This is a genomic window from Gymnodinialimonas mytili, assembly GCF_037544085.1.
GTDB lineage: Bacteria > Pseudomonadota > Alphaproteobacteria > Rhodobacterales > Rhodobacteraceae > Gymnodinialimonas > Gymnodinialimonas mytili.
In genome coordinates this window covers 1-17238 of the sequence record NZ_JBBIFW010000009.1, presented here as the reverse complement: position 1 = coordinate 17238, position 17238 = coordinate 1, and the positions used below count along the sequence as shown (strand labels likewise).

General features: G+C 63.4%; 15 protein-coding genes. 9 read left to right on the top strand and 6 right to left on the bottom strand.

Annotation, left to right across the window (positions count from 1 at the left end):
- Window positions 1-118: 118 nt before the first annotated feature.
- The 6 genes from V8J82_RS22935 to V8J82_RS22910 form a co-directional block, all read right to left on the bottom strand.
- On the bottom strand, window positions 119-1006 hold the full coding sequence (locus V8J82_RS22935; RefSeq protein WP_339979267.1) for a carbohydrate kinase family protein: 888 nt from the start codon (window positions 1004-1006) through the stop codon (window positions 119-121).
- A complete protein-coding gene (locus tag V8J82_RS22930; RefSeq protein WP_339979265.1) occupies window positions 1003-2064 on the bottom strand; it encodes an ABC transporter ATP-binding protein in 1062 nt (353 codons plus the stop codon). Before V8J82_RS22930 ends, V8J82_RS22935 begins: the two co-directional genes overlap by 4 nt.
- Window positions 2061-3554, bottom strand: coding sequence for an argininosuccinate lyase (argH, locus tag V8J82_RS22925; protein ID WP_339979263.1), 1494 nt, complete (start codon window positions 3552-3554; stop codon window positions 2061-2063). Before argH ends, V8J82_RS22930 begins: the two co-directional genes overlap by 4 nt.
- 310 nt (window positions 3555-3864) lie before the next feature.
- The gene (locus V8J82_RS22920; RefSeq protein WP_339979261.1) at window positions 3865-4749 is read right to left on the bottom strand and encodes a carbohydrate ABC transporter permease; all 885 of its coding nucleotides are present in this window, start codon (window positions 4747-4749) and stop codon (window positions 3865-3867) included.
- Window positions 4750-4752: 3 nt separating this feature from the next.
- On the bottom strand, window positions 4753-5712 hold the full coding sequence (locus V8J82_RS22915) for a carbohydrate ABC transporter permease (protein WP_339979258.1): 960 nt from the start codon (window positions 5710-5712) through the stop codon (window positions 4753-4755).
- Between the two features lie 76 nt (window positions 5713-5788).
- Window positions 5789-7054: a sugar ABC transporter substrate-binding protein gene (locus V8J82_RS22910; RefSeq protein ID WP_339979256.1), complete on the bottom strand. Its 1266-nt coding sequence runs from the start codon at window positions 7052-7054 to the stop codon at window positions 5789-5791.
- A gap of 118 nt (window positions 7055-7172) precedes the next feature.
- Here V8J82_RS22910 and V8J82_RS22905 point away from each other — a divergent pair, with 118 nt between their 5' ends.
- The 9 genes from V8J82_RS22905 to V8J82_RS22865 all read left to right on the top strand — a co-directional run bounded on the left by V8J82_RS22905 (window position 7173) and on the right by V8J82_RS22865 (window position 17108).
- Window positions 7173-8345 (top strand): ROK family transcriptional regulator, encoded by a 1173-nt coding sequence (locus tag V8J82_RS22905; RefSeq protein WP_339979254.1) that lies wholly within the window; start codon window positions 7173-7175, stop codon window positions 8343-8345.
- Window positions 8346-8369: 24 nt separating this feature from the next.
- A complete protein-coding gene (locus V8J82_RS22900; RefSeq protein WP_339979251.1) occupies window positions 8370-10691 on the top strand; it encodes a PIG-L family deacetylase in 2322 nt (773 codons plus the stop codon).
- On the top strand, window positions 10688-11554 hold the full coding sequence (locus tag V8J82_RS22895; RefSeq protein WP_339979248.1) for a DMT family transporter: 867 nt from the start codon (window positions 10688-10690) through the stop codon (window positions 11552-11554). Before V8J82_RS22900 ends, V8J82_RS22895 begins: the two co-directional genes overlap by 4 nt.
- Before the next feature lie 81 nt (window positions 11555-11635).
- On the top strand, window positions 11636-12517 hold the full coding sequence (repB, locus tag V8J82_RS22890) for a plasmid partitioning protein RepB (protein ID WP_339979246.1): 882 nt from the start codon (window positions 11636-11638) through the stop codon (window positions 12515-12517).
- A gap of 237 nt (window positions 12518-12754) precedes the next feature.
- Window positions 12755-13939: a plasmid partitioning protein RepA gene (gene repA / locus V8J82_RS22885; protein ID WP_339979244.1), complete on the top strand. Its 1185-nt coding sequence runs from the start codon at window positions 12755-12757 to the stop codon at window positions 13937-13939.
- A complete protein-coding gene (gene repB, locus V8J82_RS22880; protein WP_339979241.1) occupies window positions 13939-14901 on the top strand; it encodes a plasmid partitioning protein RepB in 963 nt (320 codons plus the stop codon). The genes repA and repB (V8J82_RS22880) overlap by 1 nt, the downstream gene beginning before the upstream one ends.
- Window positions 14902-15150: 249 nt before the next feature.
- Window positions 15151-16446 carry a plasmid replication protein RepC gene (gene repC / locus V8J82_RS22875; RefSeq protein WP_339979239.1) on the top strand — a complete coding sequence of 432 codons (1296 nt, stop codon included), beginning with the start codon at window positions 15151-15153 and terminating at the stop codon, window positions 16444-16446.
- A gap of 78 nt (window positions 16447-16524) precedes the next feature.
- Window positions 16525-16782, top strand: coding sequence for a type II toxin-antitoxin system ParD family antitoxin (locus V8J82_RS22870; RefSeq protein WP_339979237.1), 258 nt, complete (start codon window positions 16525-16527; stop codon window positions 16780-16782).
- Complete coding sequence (locus tag V8J82_RS22865) at window positions 16779-17108, top strand: type II toxin-antitoxin system RelE/ParE family toxin (protein ID WP_339979235.1); 330 nt, start codon at window positions 16779-16781, stop codon at window positions 17106-17108. The genes V8J82_RS22870 and V8J82_RS22865 overlap by 4 nt, the downstream gene beginning before the upstream one ends.
- Window positions 17109-17238 lie beyond the last annotated feature (130 nt).

Below are 17238 nucleotides of genomic sequence, written 5' to 3'. Positions count from 1 at the left end.
AAGTTTCCACGCTCTTTCGCGCGGCCTTGGCCGTCCGCAGGGTCTGGAGCCGCCTGCATCGCCGAAAGTTGGTCTTTCAGGAGAACCGGATCGTCTCAGGAAAGACGGTGAGGGGTGCTCACTGCCCCGCTGCCAGCATCACGTTGCCCTCGGGGCGGCTGGTCGGCGCTCCGAAGCCACCGATTTGCGAGACCGCTTCGGCCCCAAGCCGGTTGCCCTGGATCAGCGCTTCGCTTGGGCCCCGGCCCGCCAGCCATGCCGCGAGGAACCCGCCATTGAATGCGTCGCCTGCCCCGGTCAGGTCGCGCACAACGGCCTGAAATGCCGGGGCCGTCAACACGTTGCCAGTTGCGGGCCGGTATTCGGCCCCCGCCACACCGCGCTTCACAATGGTCGCGATCCTGGGCGCGGCGCTCACCCCATTTCGTGCCAGTTCTGCCTGTTCGGCCTCATTCGGGAAGAACAGATCAACCGACGCAATCGTCTGTGCGATGCCCGGCTGGCCAAGCGCCGCCGCATCCCATGCGCAATCAAGCGATATGGTCATCCCCGCCGCCCGCGCCATCGGGATCAAATCGCCATGTTCCAAGGCCGTGGTCAGCTCGCCGATATGCAGATGTGCGGCTTTGGGAAGCGCAGACAAAGGCGGGATGGCCGCGCCCACGCGGCGGGTCAGAAAGGCCCGGTCATTGTTCTGGGGAAACGCCACCGTCACCTGGGGCGCTTCGCAGGCGGTGCCATCGACAAAATGCGCCGTGATCCCGGCGCCCGCGATCTCTTGGTCCAGCAATTGGTCGAACGGTGCGGCGGGCCGCGTGGTGATCAGGCCCGCCTCCAGACCTTCCCGCCCCAGATAGGCCGCGGTGATGAACGCGCCGCCCCCCGCCCGCAGGTTGAGGCCCCCGGCAAACACCTCTCGCCCGGCGGCGGGGGCCGCATCCAGATCGGTAAAGACCAGATCGCAATAGAGGCGCCCGGCGCATAGAACCGTCATCGGGGCCGTCACGTCAAAGCAACTCCGCTGGCCTCGTCGAACAGATGCAGACCGGTCGTCGACAGGTTCAGCGCAATGTGATCGCCCGCCGCAGGGGGCGTCCGCCCCGGCGCGGTGGCGACGATCTCTTTGCCGCCGACATCGACATAGATCAGCGTTTCCGACCCCAGTGGCTCGGCCACGGTCACAACGCCCGACAGGGCACCCCCCTCCCCCGGCCCACTTTGCAGATCCTCGGGCCGCACGCCCAATGTCACCGGGCGCCCGGCGGCCAATCCGGGCCCCTCTAGCGGAACATTCGTGCCGTTCCACAGCTTTACGCCCCCTTCGGTCCCCTCCCCCGCCAACAGGTTCATGGCGGGCGCCCCGATGAACTGCGCCACAAAGGTGTTCGCCGGGTTATGATAGACCTCGGACGGCGTGCCGATCTGTTGGATATGGCCGTCTTTCATGATGACAATTCGGTCGGCCAGCGTCATCGCCTCCACCTGATCATGGGTTACGAAAATCATCATTCGGCCCACGCGGTTATGCAGCTTCTTGATCTCCAGCCGCATCTGGGTGCGCAATTGCGCGTCGAGGTTCGACAGCGGCTCATCGAACAGAAACACCGCCGGATCGCGCACCATCGCGCGCCCAATGGCCACACGCTGCCGCTGCCCGCCCGACAGCTGCGCGGGCCGACGCTCCAACAGATCCGTCATGCCCAGGATCCCGGCAACCTCATCGATCCGCGCGTTCTTTTCTGCCTTGCTCAGCTTGGCCGTTTTCAGGCCGAACCCGATATTCCGGCGCACCGACATATGCGGGTAGATCGCGTAGTTCTGGAACACCATCGCGATGTTGCGTTCCTTGGGTTCCAGATTGTTCACGACGTTCCCGCCGATCTCGATCACACCGTCCGAGATCTCTTCCAGCCCCGCGATCATCCGCAGCGTCGTGGATTTGCCGCAGCCCGAGGGGCCGACAAGTACGATGAATTCCCCCGCCGCCACATGCAGGTTGATCGAATGCAACACCTCCGTGTCGCCGTAGCGTTTCACCAAATCGCGCAGGATCAGGTCGGTCACGGGCGCTCTCCTTTCGTGACCGCGTCGAAGGCGGCCTTTCGTGTGTCTTCCGCTGCATTCTGGCGCGTCAGCCGGGCCAGATGGGTCTGGGCAATCTCGCGCACGGTAGCGGCATAGCCATCCAAGGCCGCATCCAGGGCTGCGGGGGCCGGGCCGCCGAACCGGTCGCGCCGGGCAACGAAACTGCGTGCATCCACCGCCTGGGCAAAAGCTCTCACATCCAAGCGCGGCGAGCGCCCGGCCACCTCGGTAAACGCCGCCTGGAAATCGTCGTAGCCTTCCGCCAGAGAGGCCTGTCGAGCGATCACAGCCCGCGCGGTTGCGGCGGCGATCTCATGGGCCTGGCGAAAGCTCAGCCCCTCGTCACGCACCATCGTATCCGCCAATTCGGTGATGGTGATACAGGCCGCATCGGCGGTGCGCGCCACCCGCTCGGCATCGATGGAACAGGCGGGCAGAAAGGCGGTGAACAGATCCAACACGCGCCCGGCATGGTCGAAGGCGCCATAGCCTGCCTGCTGCACCTCACCCTCGCTGTCATTCATATCGGTGAAGGGCGTGTTGTGCATCGTCGCTATCACCGCCTCGGCCCGTCCGGCGGCCATCGAGGCAAGGTGGCGCAGATGTTCGATCGGCACCGGGTTGCGCTTTTGCGGCATGATGGACGAGATCTGGACCAGACTGCGCGGCACATAAAGCTGCCCCACCTCAAAGGCCGCCCAAAAGCCCATATCCTGGATCACGCGGCCCAGATGGATCATCGGAAGCTTCAGCGCGGAATAGAGGCCGGTGACATAATCGACCGAGGCGATGCAGCCATAGGCGTTCTGTTTCGGCGCCGCGAACCCCAGAAGCGCGGCCATCCTGTCCCGGTCGATGGGAAAGCCGCTGGTGGTGATCGCCGCCGCCCCCATCGGGCACAGATCCAGCGCATCGCGGGCCATCTCAAACCGGCGCATATCTGATAGAAGAACCTCGATCACCGCGCCAAGATAATGGCCAAAGGTCGATGGCTGCGCCGGTTGGCCATGGGTATAGGCCACAATCAGCGTCTCGCGCTCGGCCCGTGCTTTGTCAATCAGCGCCTCGGTCAACGCGATCATCCGGGCCTGCATCGTCGCCGCCCGGTCGCGCAGGGCCATCTTGAACATCGTATGGTCCATGTCGTTGCGCGACCGCGCCGTGTGCAGGGCGCCCCCCAGATCGCCCAGGCGGTGCCTCAGCTCGGCTTCAACCAGGAAAAAGAAATCCTCATGCTCGCCGGTATAGCTAAGGGCGGCGATATCGGTCTCCGCCGCGATATCGGACAGAGCCCGGCCGATCTTTTGGCCCTCGTCCCCCGACAGGATGCCGGTTTCGACCAACATCACCAGATGCGCCTCGTGGATCGCCATCATGTGGTTGGCAAAGTGGGTTTTGACCCCTTCGAATAAGGGCGCCAAGACCGTGTCGCGATAGGCCGGATCGGGAAAGGTGGATTGGTCGGTCATGTTCCACGTTCCTGGAAGGATTGGAGCCACATGGACCGATCTGTGTCGCCAGGACCGGAATCAAGGGCAGCGCCCGCCGGTCCATCGCCGACCCGCCCCATCGGGGCGGCGATTTGGTTGGGTTTGGCGCATCGGTCGAATGTCTTCCGACTGCTGCCACCATTAAGCGCGCCGCTTAGGGGTTTGGATCGCCCCCCCGCGGGTCGGCGATGGACCTCCGTTTTGCGGGCTCGAACCGCTTTGCTGGGCTCCGCCCATTTAACACTCAATCGGTCTACTTCACCGATTGCCATCTGCACCACGCCGCCGCTCATCCCTTCAGCCCCGCCATCACGACCCCGCGGATGATGAACCGCTGGAAGATCAGGAAAAACACCAGTGTCGGGATCGTGGAAATCGCGGCGCCGGTCATGATCAGCTCCCATTGCACATCGGCCTCATCCCCGAAGGACGACAAGCCAACGGGCAGCGTATAAAGCGAGGTATCCGTGGTCACGATCAGCGGCCACAGGAACGCCGTCCAATTGCCCAGGAACACGAAGATCGCCAGGGCAGCCAAGGCCGGTTTGACCATCGGCAACGCCACTTGCCACCAGATCTGGAACTCATTCAGCCCATCGATCCGCGCGGCCTCCAGGAAATCGTCGGGCACGGTCTCGAAGAACTGCTTCATCAGGAACACCCCGAACGCTGTCATCAGGCCGGGGAACATGATGCCCCAATAGGTGTCCAGCCAGCCCAGGCTCTGGCTCATCAGATACCACGGGATCACCAACATCTCCGTGGGGATCATCAGCGTCGACAGGATCGCGATGAACACGATGTAGCGCCCGCGAAACGTGAACTTGCACAGCGTATAGCCCACCAGCGCATCGAAAAAGAGGTTCGAGATCGTGGTGATGGTCGCGATGATCAGCGAGTTGATGAACCACCCGAAAAAGCGCCCATCCTCCAGCACACGGGCGTAATTCTGCAGATGCGGCTCTTCTGGGATCAGGCTCAGCTCGTAGACCTCGAACGGCCATTTCAGCGAGGTCGACAGCATATAGGCAATCGGCATCACCATCAGGACCCCACCGACAAATAGCAGCGTCCAGCGGATCAATTGCGCCCAATCACGGCGTGGCGCGGGGCCCTGGGCGCGCAGCAGCGTCTCGGAAGAGGCGCGGATGGTCAGATCGTCACTGGCGGACATGGCTTATCGATCCCTCAAAAGGCGCAATTGCAGCAGGCTGACGATCAGCAGGATCAGGAACAGCACCACGGTCTGCGCGGCGGCATAGCCCATATCGAAACTGTCGAAGGCGGTCTGGTAGATCATCAAAACCAGCGGCTTGGTGGAATTCAGCGGCCCGCCGGGATTGTTCGTCGTCATGTTGAACACATGATCGAAGATGCGCAGGAACCCGATGGAACTGAGCACCACGATGAACACGATGGTCGGGCGCAACAGCGGCAGCGTGATCTCCCACAACACCGTCCAACTCGACACGCCGTCGATCTTCGCAGCCTCGTAGAAGGTGCGCGGGATCGCCCTGAGTCCGGCCATGAAGACGATGATCTGAAACCCCAACCCGGCCCAGACCGCGGGCGCCAGGATCGCCGGCAGCGCATTGGTGGTCGATCCCAGGAACTCGATCTGCGGGATGCCGAACGAGGCCAGCGTGTTGTTGAACAGGCCAATCGGCACGTCCTGGTAAAACCACCGCCAGACCCAGGCCATGGCCACGGCGCTGGTCATGAAGGGCAGGAAATACAGCGCCCGGATCGTGCCATGCATGAACCGCACCTTATCCAGGTGGTAGGCGATCAGGAATGAGATCACCAGGCTGATCGGAGTGCCCAGGAGCAGATACATGAAGGTATTGCGGAACACCTGCCAAAAGACCGGGTCGGCGATCAGCTTGGCGTAATTGTCCAGCCCCGCCCATTCGCGATCTTCCAGCAGGTTCCAATCCTGGAACGACAAAACGATGGCATTGCCCGTCGGATAGAACCGGATCACCACGTAGAACAGGATCGGAACTGCCAGAAAGCCCCAGGCCCACAAGGTCCGCTTTTGCTTGATGCTCAGCCGGTGATAGGCGCGCGAGACCGCGTTGGCCTTGCGTGGGGCGGCTTCTGACGTGCGCCCGGCTAGGGAATGATCGCTTGGCATCGGGCCGCAATCCTGTGGGCAAAGGGTGAAGATCGGGCGCCTCCCCGGCATCGGGAAGGCGCGTCGTCAGACAGCGTTAGTCTGCGTAATACTCATCCAGGATGGCTTGCTCGGCCTCGGCCGCCATCGACAGCGCCTCGGCGGGATCCATGCCTTCGATCTGCACCCGCGCGACCATATCCACCATTTCCTGGCGCTGCGCGCTTTCATTGGCGAACAGGGTCGTGTTGGCGTATTCGAGGCCCCGGATGAACGGCCCAAAGACCGGATCGTTGGCGTTGTCCTCGGTCAGCCCCACCTCTTGCCGGGCGGGCAATTCGCCGACCACTTCCAGCCAGATCTCCATCGCCTCGGGTGACGTGATGTATTCCATGAACTTCACCGAAGCCTCGTATTCCGGGCCTTCCTGGGCGCCGGTTGTGATCGCATTCACCCAATACGACGAATAGTTCGAACTGGTCCCGTCGGGGCCTGCTGGCAATTCCGTGACGCCCCATTGCAATCCGCCGGTGCTGTTCAGCGCGCCGATGCGGAACGACCCGTCGATATGCATACCCGCCCGGCCCGCGCGGAACGCGGCCTGCGGCTCGTCCATGAAGCCGGTCTGGCTGACCCCGTTTTCCTCAAGGCCCAGATAGAAGTTCAACGCCTCAAGACCGGCCTCGGAATCGTAGGTGACGGTCTGGTAATCCTCGGTATAGGGCTCTCCGCCGAACTGACGGATCAGCACCTCGCGGAACCAATGGTGATCCTGGGCCGTCATGCCCGAGGTGATGCCGACCTGGGTGATGTTGCCTGCGCCGTCGCGTTCGGTCAGCGCCTCGGCGATCTCCATCATCTCGTCCAAGGTCGTGGGCGGCTCCTCGATCCCGGCGCGTTCGAACAGACGTTCATTGTAGAACAGCGCCAGCGACCGCACCGCCGTGGGCAGCGCGTAATATTGGCCGTCACGCTCCATCGCGCTGACCATCGGGAAGAACTCCGCCTCGATCGTCTCGGCCGGGAAGGTCTCTTCCGGCAGGGGCTGGATCAGGCCCGCCTCAATGTAATCGTTCAGCCACCCGTAGAAAAGCTGCACCACATCGGGCCCCTCCCCTGCCGGGATCGCCACGGCGGTGCGCGTGCGGTAATCGGCATAGGGGAAATGCGTCATGGTCACGGTGATGTCGGGATTGGCGGCCTCGAAATTCTCGATCAGCACCTCCATCGCGTCCACGCGCGCCTCGAAGAAATATTGCCAATATTCGATTTCGACCTGCTCCGCGTTGGCCAAGCCACCGGCCATGGACATCAGCGCCGCGGCAGAACTTGCCATTATGGTGTTACGATAAGTCTTCAGCATTCCAGCACTCCCTGTTGTGCAGACCACATTTTGCGAAAGACGCATCGGGCCCGTGTATCCGGTTATGAATAAATCAATTGCATTGAGTATTCAATATAATTGAGTTAATTCCTGCCCCATGTCTGTCCGACCCATCACGCCAGGATCGAATGCCGAACGCAGCCGCGTCTACAATCGCGGCCTTGTGCTGGAACATATCCGTCAGGAAGGCGTGGCGGGCCGGGCCGAGATTGCGCGCGCCTCAGGGCTCAGCACCCAGGCCGTCAGCAATATCATCGCCGAACTGGTCAAGGATGGTTGGGTGTACGAGGCCGGGCGCCGGGCCGGGCAACGCGGCCTGCCCGCCGTCACCTATGCCATCCAGGGCAAAGCCGCGATCGCCTTCGGGGTTGAGATCCGCCCGGGCGCGCTATTGGGGGCGCTGATCGATCTGGAGGGGCGATTGCTGTTCTCGGATCGGCGTGCCGTGACCGATGCCGCCCCCGGAACGATCCTGCCCTTGGCCAAGGATATGCTCGACCGCGCCTTGGATCAGGCTGGCAAAGGGCGCGGCAGTCTGATGGGCGCGGGCGCGGTGATGCCCGGGCCCTTCGGACAAACCGGCCTCTCGGGTCAGGCGACGGACCTGCCCGGCTGGGATGCCGTCGATCCGGTTCAGGCCCTGTCCGAGGCGCTTGACGTGCCGGTGACCGTCGAAAACGACGCCAACGCTGCGGCGATGGCCGAGCGTGTGTCGGGCGTGGCGCAGGGGCTGTCGACCTATGCCTATCTCTATTTCGGGACCGGTCTGGGCCTGGGCGTGGTGGTCGATGGTGAGATCTATCGCGGCGCGTTCGGCAATGCCGGTGAGATCGGGCATATCCCCGTCCCGACGCCGCAGGGGGCCGCCGCATTGGAAGATGTAGCCAGCCGCATCGCCCTGGGGCGGATCCTGGCGCAAGGCGGGCGCCCCGGCGACACGGTGGAGGATCTGGCCCGCGCGCATCAGGATCGCGACCCGATCTACCAAGACTGGCTGGATCAGGCGCGCCCGGCTTTGGGCCATGCCGTCCACGTCATCGAAAACCTGTTCGATCCTGAATCTATTGTCTTGGGCGGCGCCATGCCCGCCCCGATCCTGGCCGAACTCGCCGAGACTCTACCCCTGCCGCAAAGTTCCATCGCGCACCGCGCCGACCGGATGATCCCCCGGGTCCTGCCCGGTACGGCGGGGCGGATGACGGCGACAATCGGGGCGGCGGCCTTGGTGGTGAACACACATCTCTCCCCGCGCCTGTCGCTCGGCGCCTGACCCGCATCGACCCAAGGAGGTTCCATGCCCAACGCACCGCAATCGCGCCTGATGGCCGAGGCGCATTCGCCACGCATCGCTCTGCTGTGGAAGGCGCTGGCGGGCCTGCGGTCGAGTGTCGGCTTTCTCAATACCGGCGCCCATCCCGATGACGAGACAAGCGAGATGCTGGCCGCGCTCTGGCTGCGGGACGGCGTGAAGCTGTCCTATGCCTGCTCCACCCGCGGCGAAGGCGGCCAGAACGATATCGGGACCGAAGCAGGCAGCGTCCTGGGCACCCTGCGCACCGCTGAGATGGAGGCCGCGGCAGAGGCGCTCGATATGCGGCTCTACTGGCACGGGCAAAGCATCGACGATCCCGTCACGGATTTCGGCTTTTCCAAATCCGGTACTGAGACGATGGGCAAATGGGGCCATGACCGCCTGATGCGTCGGTTTGTCGAGATCCTGCGCCAGGACCGGCCCGATATTCTCTGCCCCACCTTCCTCGATATCCCCGGCCAGCACGGCCATCACCGCGCCATGACCGCCGCCGCCTTTGAGGTCATCGGCCTGGCCGCCGACCCCGCCTATGCGCCCGATGGTCCCGCGCCCTGGCAGGTGTCAAAGCTCTACCTGCCCGCCTGGTCCGGCGCGGGCGGTGCCTATGATGACGAAGTGCCGCCGCCACCGGCCACGGTGACGGTCGCTGGCACAGGTATCGATCCGGTGTTGGGCAGCAGTTATGCGCGGATCGGGCAATATTCCCGTCAGTTCCACCGGACTCAGGGCATGGGACGCTGGGTTACGCCGGAGGAAGAACAGGATTGGCCGCTGCATCTGGCCTGGAGCGATGTGGGCGGCGACATGGGCCAGATCACCGACAACCTGCCGCAAACGCTGGCCGATATCGGATGCGCCGAGGCGCAGAGCGCGATATCCGACTGCGTCGCGGCCTTCCCCGATGGCGCCGCCATCGCCGATGCCGCCGCGCGGGCCCTGGCTGCGCTGGATAATGCGCGGGTCGATCCGCTCCACGCCCACCGCGTCGCGCGCAAACAGGCGCAACTGGCCCGTGTCCTGATGCTGGCGCTCAACATCGATCCGCGCGCCCTGCCCCAGACCGACCGCGCCGCCCCCGGTGCCCATGTCGCCATTGCAACCAAGCATCGCCTGACCGACCGGGCCGACATCACCTTGTCGCTTGTGCCGGGCGAAAGCCAGAAGGCCACCGGTACGGTGTTGGAGATCTCCACCGAGGCCGCGCCTTCCGACCCCTACCCCGACAGCTACGATCCCCTCGTGCCGCGTGCGCCTTATCTGGCCGCCGAGATCCGCATCGACGGGCTGACCACCACCGCGTGCATGCCGTTCGAGCGCCCGATCCTCACCCTGCCCGCGGCCCGCGCCCGGCTGTCCGACACCGCCGCGATCCTGAACCTGTCGACTGAGACGCGCGAACTGACGCTCAATGTCGGCGACCCGTCGTCAGGCGCACCGGCGTTCACCCTGCCCGAGGGCTGGACGCAAACGTGGTCCGGCGGCCAGGTGACGCTCCGCATTCCCGATCATGCCGCGCCGGGCCTTTACGATCTGTCGCTGACGCTGGACCGCACGCCCGCACGAACGCTCAGGATTATCGATTACGACCACATCACCCCGCGCCTGCATCACAGCCCCGCCATTCTGCGCGTGCGGCTGGCCCATATCACGCCCCCACCTGCGCGCGTCGCCTATATCGGCGCTGGCAATGACCGCGTGGCCTATTGGCTTAGCGCGGCGGGCTTCGATCTGACCGTTCTGGAGGATGCCGATCTGGGCGGGGACACCCCGTTTGCGGGTTTCGACACCGTGCTGGTCGGCGTCTTCGCCCATCGTTTCCGACCCGCCCTGAAATCCGCCAATGCGCGCCTGAACGCCTGGGTCCGTGACGGCGGCACACTTGTTACACTATATCATCGGCCCTGGGACGATTGGGATCCCGATACCGTCCCCCCTGCCCGGCTGGAGATCGGGCAACCGTCGCTGCGGTGGCGCATCACCGATGAAAGCGCCGAGGTCACAGTGCTGGCGACCGACGCGCCTATCCTGTCCTATCCCAACCCGATCAAGGCCGAAGATTGGGCGGGCTGGCACAAGGAGCGTGGCCTCTATTTCGCGAAAGCCTGGGACCCCGCCTATACGCCCGTCCTGCGTATGGCCGACCCCGATGAACAACCGCTCGATGGCGCGCTTCTGGTGGGTGAGATCGGCGCCGGGCGACATGTCCATATCGCCTTGAACCTGCACCACCAGGTCACGCAACTTGTGCCCGGCGCCTATCGTCTGTTTGCCAATGCGTTGACCCCCCGCAGCCCATCCCAATGACCGACGGGCCCGCGCCCCCGGCCTCGCGCGCCGACAATCTGCGCGGGGCGGCTTGGCTGATGGCGGACATGTCCCTGAACATCTGGGCGCTGAGCATCGTGAAGGCCTATGGCGCTGAATATTCCGCCACCCAGGTTGTCTTCATGCGGGCGGGCGTGGGCCTTGTGCTGCTGTTGCCGTGGCTCTGGCGCGACCGGGCATCCTTTCGGCAGATCGACCGTTTGGGGCTCCATGCCGTGCGGGTGGTTCTGTCTTCGATCACGCTGGCGGCCTCGTTTTATGCGATCCCGCGGATCTCCTTTGCGCTCTTCACGGCGATCAACTTCACGCGGCCCATTCTGCTGATGCTGCTGGCCGCGCTGTTGCTGCGTGAGCAGATCGGGCGCTGGCGCTGGCTGGCTGCCGCGATTGGGCTGATCGGGGCGCTGATCGCCGCAGCCCCGGGAAGTATCGCGTGGAATTGGGGCCTGGCGAGCCTGTGCCTGGCCGTTCTGACAGGCACCCTGGCGGTGATCCTGACGCGCCGTTTGAAAGGCACGCCGACCATCGTGATGATGGTGTTCTATACCGCCGGTCTGGGTCTGGTCACGGCCCCCTTTGCGCTGATGGACTGGCACGCCGTTCCGGCCATGGACCTGCCCTTTCTGCTGGGCGTCGGCGTGTTTGCGCAATTGGCGCAATTCTGTTTCCTGCGCGCCCATTGGCTGGGTGATGCGGGTGTGCTGGGTCCGGTCTCCTACAGCTCCATCCTTCTTTCAGCGAGCGCGGGCTATCTGTTTTTCGGCGAAATCCCCACGCTCAACCTGCTGGCTGGTGCCGCACTGATCATCCTGGCCAGCCTGTGGATCGTCCGCACCGGCTGAGGTTTCCCGCCAGCGTAAAGCAAACGTTAACCAGACCATTGCAGGGTTATCCGCTGTCGATGGGAAGCCAACGGGGCCAGGATGTCAGATTGCACCGCAACACGATCCGAACTAGCGCAGGCCATGCGGCGCCCCCTGCCCGGCCCGCCCGCGCTGGTGCAGCTCGATCCGTTTCGCATCAAGGATGGCGGCCCCTCGACCCGGCTGGAGGATGACGAGGCCGCCGATCGCGCCTTGCTGCAATCGATTGCGGCCCATGGTCAGCGCGTCCCGGTTCTGGTGTGCCCACATCCCGATCAGACCGACACCTATCAGATCATCGCCGGGCGCCGTCGTGTGCTGGCGGCCCGCGATCTTGGGCAGCCGGTCTTGGCGATAATCTCTCCGCTCGATGATGTGGGCACCGTTCTGGCGCAGGGTCAGGACAACATCCTCCGCCGCGATCTGAGCTTCATCGAAAAGGCCGATTTCGCCCGCCAATTGGCTGAGGCCGGATATTCCCGCAAGGTCATCGGGCAGGCGCTGTCAGTCAACAAGACGCTGGTCTCGCGGATGCTGGCTGTCACTCAGACGATCCCGGTCGCCGTGATCTGGGCAATTGGGGCCGCGCCGTCCATCGGGCGCGAGCGGTGGAGCAAGCTGACGCGCGTCTTTGTCGAGCGCGCGGCCGATATCGATATCGATACGGTCGTGGGCTTTGCGGGCTGTGTCGGTACCACGTCGGACGCGCGGTTCGAAGGGGTGCTGGCGATGCTGGAGCGCGCCCCGAAACTGGAGGCGGCGGCGCGCGCCCGCCCCCGCCCTCTTCAGGGCGCCGAGGGTCTGGCGATTGGCACCGTAAGCCGAACCCGCCGCCGCGTGACCCTGTCATTCCGTCCCCGTGCAGCCCGTGGATTCGAGGAATGGCTGGTGGCCAATGTGGCCGAGTTACATCGGGAGTGGCTGGCGCGGCAGACCGGGTAACACGGCGAAGATCCCGAGCAGAGTTTACAGCTGTAAACTCGATCTGCCTTCCGTCTGCGCGGTCCTGATCCGATCAAAACCGCTCTATAAGTGACTTTGGGCAAGACGGCGGATATAGTCTCTAGCTGGCGCGTAAGACACTATATCCGGGATAATCCTTGACTTGGATCGATGAATCACTGCTTTTGTCCCCAAGTGGCGTGAAAAAAGCCGCAATTGGGCATTTGAGGCAACTAGATGATTCCCGTGACACCACTGACACATGACCGGCCTTCGTCCCTGGCGACGGAGATATCGGAGCGTCTCAATACCGCGATCCGGGAACATTTGCTATCCGCCTTTGCGCCCGACAACACCAAAACCTTGCGGTCCTTCCCGGCCCCAGAAGCGGCGGAGCTGTTGGGCGTGTCGGGCCAGTTCCTGCGCAAGGTCCATGGCGAAGGCACCATTCCCGAGCCTTCGGAAAATCGCGGCGGGCGGCGGCACTATACGGCGCAAGAGATCTGGAATGCGCGCGACATTCTCGAACAATCCTCGCGCAAGGCCGGGCGCTATGTCCCGCGCCGGAGAGAGGGTGAAAACCTGCAAATCTGGCAGCTGATGAACTTCAAAGGTGGCAGCAGCAAAAGCACCACGACCATTCACCTCGCCCATTACTTCGCCCTGCGCGGCTATCGCATCCTGGTGGTGGATCTCGATCCGCAAGGCTCGCTGACCTCGATGTGCGGCATAAGCCCTGAGATCGAGTTCGATGGCCTGACGATCTATGACGCCATTCGCTACGATGATCCGGTGCCGATGGCCGACGTTGTTGTGCAGACCTACTTCCCCGGTCTTGCCCTGGCGCCATCCCGCCTGATCCTGTCGGAATTTGAGACGGAATCCGCCGTCCACTCCTCACCCGATCATCCCTTCTTCACTCGGATCCGCAGCGCCATCGCGCAGGTGGAAGGCGATTACGACATCGTGCTGATGGACAGCCCGCCGCAGCTTGGCTTTCTGACCATCGCAGGGATGGCTGCGGCCAGTTCGCTGATCGTGCCGCTGACGCCCTCCATGCTCGACGTATCCTCGACCGCGCAATTCCTGGAGCTTGCGGGCGCCTATATGGGCGTGATCGAAGATGCCGGCGCGACGCTGCAATATGACCATTTCAAGTTTCTCATCACCCGCGATGAGCCCACCGATATCCCGTCGCAGCAGCTGACCTCGTTCATGCGGGCGCTGTTCCTGGATCGCGTCATGGCCGCCACAGCGCTCAAAAGCACGGCAATCAGCGATGCGACGATGCTGAAGCAATCGATCTACGAAGTCGTCCGGTCTGAGATGACGCGCGCCACCTATGACCGCGCGCGAAGCTCGATGGATGCGGTCGGGTTGGAGGTTGAGCAGATGGTCCACCAAGCATGGGGGCGTGAGTGATGGCGCGGAAATCCACCTCTGGCCTGTCGGGCATCGCCAACACAATCGCGCGCTCTGGCACCCAGGGCACAGGCAAATCGCGCACCAGCGCCCCGGCCTTGGGGGCCTTGCGCGGCTCGCTTGCCGCGATCCGGGAAATCGACCCGGCCCTGATCGATGATTGGGGCCCGGCCGACCGGCTGGACGAGTTTACAGCTGTAAACTCCGACGATGATCCCGAGACATTCGAAGGGCTCAAACGCAGCATCGCCGAGGGCGGCCAACAGGTGCCGATCCTGGTGCGCCAGTCCAAGACCGAAGGCCGGTTCGAGGTGATCTATGGCCGCCGCAGGCTGCAAGCCTGTCGCGAGTTGGGCCTGAAGGTTCGCGCCAATGTGCAGGATCTGGACGATGCGACGGCGCTTTTGGCCAAGGGCCTGGAAAACGCCGCCCGCCGCGACCTGTCCTTCTATGAAAAAGCCCGCTTTGCCGAGGCGATCCAGAAGGCGGGCCATGACACAGACACCGTTCGGCAGGTCTTGAACCTATCTGCACCGGGCCTGTCGCATCTGACGAAAGTGACACAGGCGGTACCGATGGCGGTGGGCGATCTGATCGGCTCCGCTCCGAAATCCGGCCGCCCCAGATGGACGGCATTGGCCGAAATATTCACGGCCCGCCGCATGACTGAGCCGCGGGCGGTGAAGCTGCTGGAGCGTCATCGCGATCTGCCATCCGACGAGCGGCTCGACAGGCTTCTGGCCGAGGCCGCCAAGCGCGGCGCGCAACAGAAAACCGGTGTCTCCGAGGTGACGCCAATGGAAGGTGTGTCGATCAAATCGGGGCGGGGGGCCGTCTCGGTCTCGGTCAAGCGGTCCGGTGCGACCGAAGCCTTTGCCGATTGGCTCGACGAGAACCTGGAAGACATCATTCAGAGATCCCACGCGGAATTCACGCAGATGAACCCGCCGGATGACACTTGAGGATTGAGCAGAAAGGAGGAAGGCACACAAAGAAAAACCCCCGAAACCGAAGCTTCGAGGGCTGCTGCGCAAAGCGCAACTCTTAGATTAGACACCTAAAGGGTAGCAGTCTCCGAATCGCCGGACAAGAAAAAACGCTTCTGAGCGCATGGGAAATCTTTGTCTGCTGACGCGGAGATGGAACAGGAAAACACAGGCCCCAATGGGGCAACCGAGGCGCACGCGTCTCGGGACAGTAATGGCTTGCCTATGTTCAAGCATCCGTCGGGCTGGCGAAAAGCCAGTGCGGGTTTGGCCCTGGCAGAGACACTGGCAGAGACGGGCGAGGGGCTCGACATTCCCAAATCCGAGGCCTTTGTGGCGGTGAAACGCGTCGGCGCCCATATCGGCCTGAAACCGGGCGATGTGCTGCTGCTCGACACGCTTGGCGCCTTCACCCAGGCTCAGGATTGGCAGGCGCGCCGGCGCCCGATCGTCTGGGCCTCGAACGCTTATCTGATGGCGCAGACGGGGTTTTCCCTGTCGGCGTTAAAGCGTCATGCGCGCCGTCTCGCAGAGATCGGCCTGATCGCCTTCAAGGACAGTCCCAATGGCAAGCGTTGGGGGCGGCGGAACGATGACGGGCACATCATCGAGGCTTACGGATTTGATTTGTCGCCCATGGCGGCCCGTGTCGAAGAGTTCACGGCGTTGCATGGGCGGATCCAGGCGGAACGTGCGCTCTGTCAGCGCCTGAAGCGTCAGATCACCGTGCTCCGCCGTATGATCCGCGCCCGGATCGAGGCGGCGATGAACAGCGCACTTGCTGGCGCCTGGACACGATATCTGGACCAGTTCGAAGGCCTTCTGGCACGGCTTCCCCGCGCCAATGCGGCGTCTGAGACGCTCGAACAGGCACTTGCCTGGTTTCAGCAGCTGCAAGAACGGGTCGAGCAAGCCTATCTCAACGCAGTTCGCATCGATGATCTTGTGGAAAGTTCCTCTGACACCGTCGTCAAAGCCAACGATCAGACTCCAAAAATGAACCCCAAGGAGGTCACTTTCGACCCCCATATACGAACTACAAACCAACTCGATCCTGTGTCATGTAATCGCTCAGAACCTGAGCAAGCGGCGGGCGTGGCACCTGAACGACCAAGGATTGTACGGGTTGAGGGGTCTGGACAGGACGGGCAGGAGTCTCGTGCTGAGCCATCCGCGCGGTGTGTTGCAGTAGATGTGGCGACGGTCATGCAAGCCTGTCCGGAATTCGCCTTCTGGGCGCGGCAAATGGGTGGATATCTTCAGGATTGGGGCGATCTCTACCGGATTGCGGGCGCTCTCAAAAAGATCATCGGGATTTCGGATCACGCTTGGCTGGCCGCACAGCAGGTCATGGGCAAGCAGATGGCCGCAGCGGCCATGGCGCTGGTCTTCGACAAACATGCCAAGGGCGAAGTCGCGTCTGCTGGGGGCTATCTGCGCGGCATGACCGAAAAGGCCGGGGCAGGGGAGCTGCATCTGGAGCGCAGTTTCTACGGTCGGCTCAGCGGGCAGGCGGCATGAGGCGGCGGTGGAGTGTCGAGTGCCGCCCGTTGATTGGTGCTCGCCATTGGCATATATTGCCAATAAGGAGTTTGACCCATGGTGACACGCAACGTTGTTCTGACCGAGACCCAGGATGAACTGGTCCAGGCCTTGGTCGCCTCTGGCCGCTATCAAAATGCCAGTGAGGCGATGCGGGCTGGCCTGCGGCTGCTCGAACGGGAGGAGGCGCATCTCGCCGATCTCCGCCAGGGTTTGATCGCGGGTCTCGACCAGGCCAATCGCGGTGATTTTGCCGCGGGAAGTGGCGAGGATGCGGTGCGCCGGGCCTTTGCGAAAGCCCGCGACACGCGATGAGCCGATCCTTTCGGCTGACGCGGCGCGCGGAAGACAGCCTTGTTGAGATTGCCCGCTGGACCATCGACACATTTGGCCTGACACAATCGGTGCTTTACGAGGCTGAGGTGCTGGCGCGCTGTAGGGCAATCGCAGAGGGACACGTGCCCAGTCGCAGCTGTGCTGTGTTGGTCGAGGGTGCCGAGGATTTGCGCTTCACACGGGCGGGCGAGCATTTCCTGGTGTTTCTGGACCGTCCGGACGCGGTCATCATCGTCGATATTCTGCATTCGCGCAGTGACTTGCCACGTCATGTTGCGGCGTTGGCCGCCCTGAAGGGCGACTGACTGCCATTCACAGCCCTGCGGCTTTTGTGAGGTTGACGCGGAACCGGTCTCTGCGGCGTTGGTATCTTCGTGTCATTTCTGCGGAGGCGTGTCCGAGGTGGCTTTGGACGTGGCGTTCGTCGATTTCGGC

Bases quoted from the DNA above. Each gene is read 5' to 3' on its own strand.
- argH (WP_339979263.1), bottom strand. From the start codon at position 3,554: ATGACCGACCAATCCACCTTTCCCGATCCGGCCTATCGCGACACGGTC.
- V8J82_RS22920 (WP_339979261.1), bottom strand. From the start codon at position 4,749: ATGTCCGCCAGTGACGATCTGACCATCCGCGCCTCTTCCGAGACGCTG.
- V8J82_RS22915 (WP_339979258.1), bottom strand. From the start codon at position 5,712: ATGCCAAGCGATCATTCCCTAGCCGGGCGCACGTCAGAAGCCGCCCCA.
- V8J82_RS22910 (WP_339979256.1), bottom strand. From the start codon at position 7,054: ATGCTGAAGACTTATCGTAACACCATAATGGCAAGTTCTGCCGCGGCG.
- V8J82_RS22905 (WP_339979254.1), top strand. From the start codon at position 7,173: ATGTCTGTCCGACCCATCACGCCAGGATCGAATGCCGAACGCAGCCGC.
- V8J82_RS22900 (WP_339979251.1), top strand. From the start codon at position 8,370: ATGCCCAACGCACCGCAATCGCGCCTGATGGCCGAGGCGCATTCGCCA.
- V8J82_RS22895 (WP_339979248.1), top strand. From the start codon at position 10,688: ATGACCGACGGGCCCGCGCCCCCGGCCTCGCGCGCCGACAATCTGCGC.
- repB (WP_339979246.1), top strand. From the start codon at position 11,636: ATGTCAGATTGCACCGCAACACGATCCGAACTAGCGCAGGCCATGCGG.
- repA (WP_339979244.1), top strand. From the start codon at position 12,755: ATGATTCCCGTGACACCACTGACACATGACCGGCCTTCGTCCCTGGCG.
- repB (WP_339979241.1), top strand. From the start codon at position 13,939: ATGGCGCGGAAATCCACCTCTGGCCTGTCGGGCATCGCCAACACAATC.
- repC (WP_339979239.1), top strand. From the start codon at position 15,151: ATGTTCAAGCATCCGTCGGGCTGGCGAAAAGCCAGTGCGGGTTTGGCC.
- V8J82_RS22870 (WP_339979237.1), top strand. From the start codon at position 16,525: ATGGTGACACGCAACGTTGTTCTGACCGAGACCCAGGATGAACTGGTC.
- V8J82_RS22865 (WP_339979235.1), top strand. From the start codon at position 16,779: ATGAGCCGATCCTTTCGGCTGACGCGGCGCGCGGAAGACAGCCTTGTT.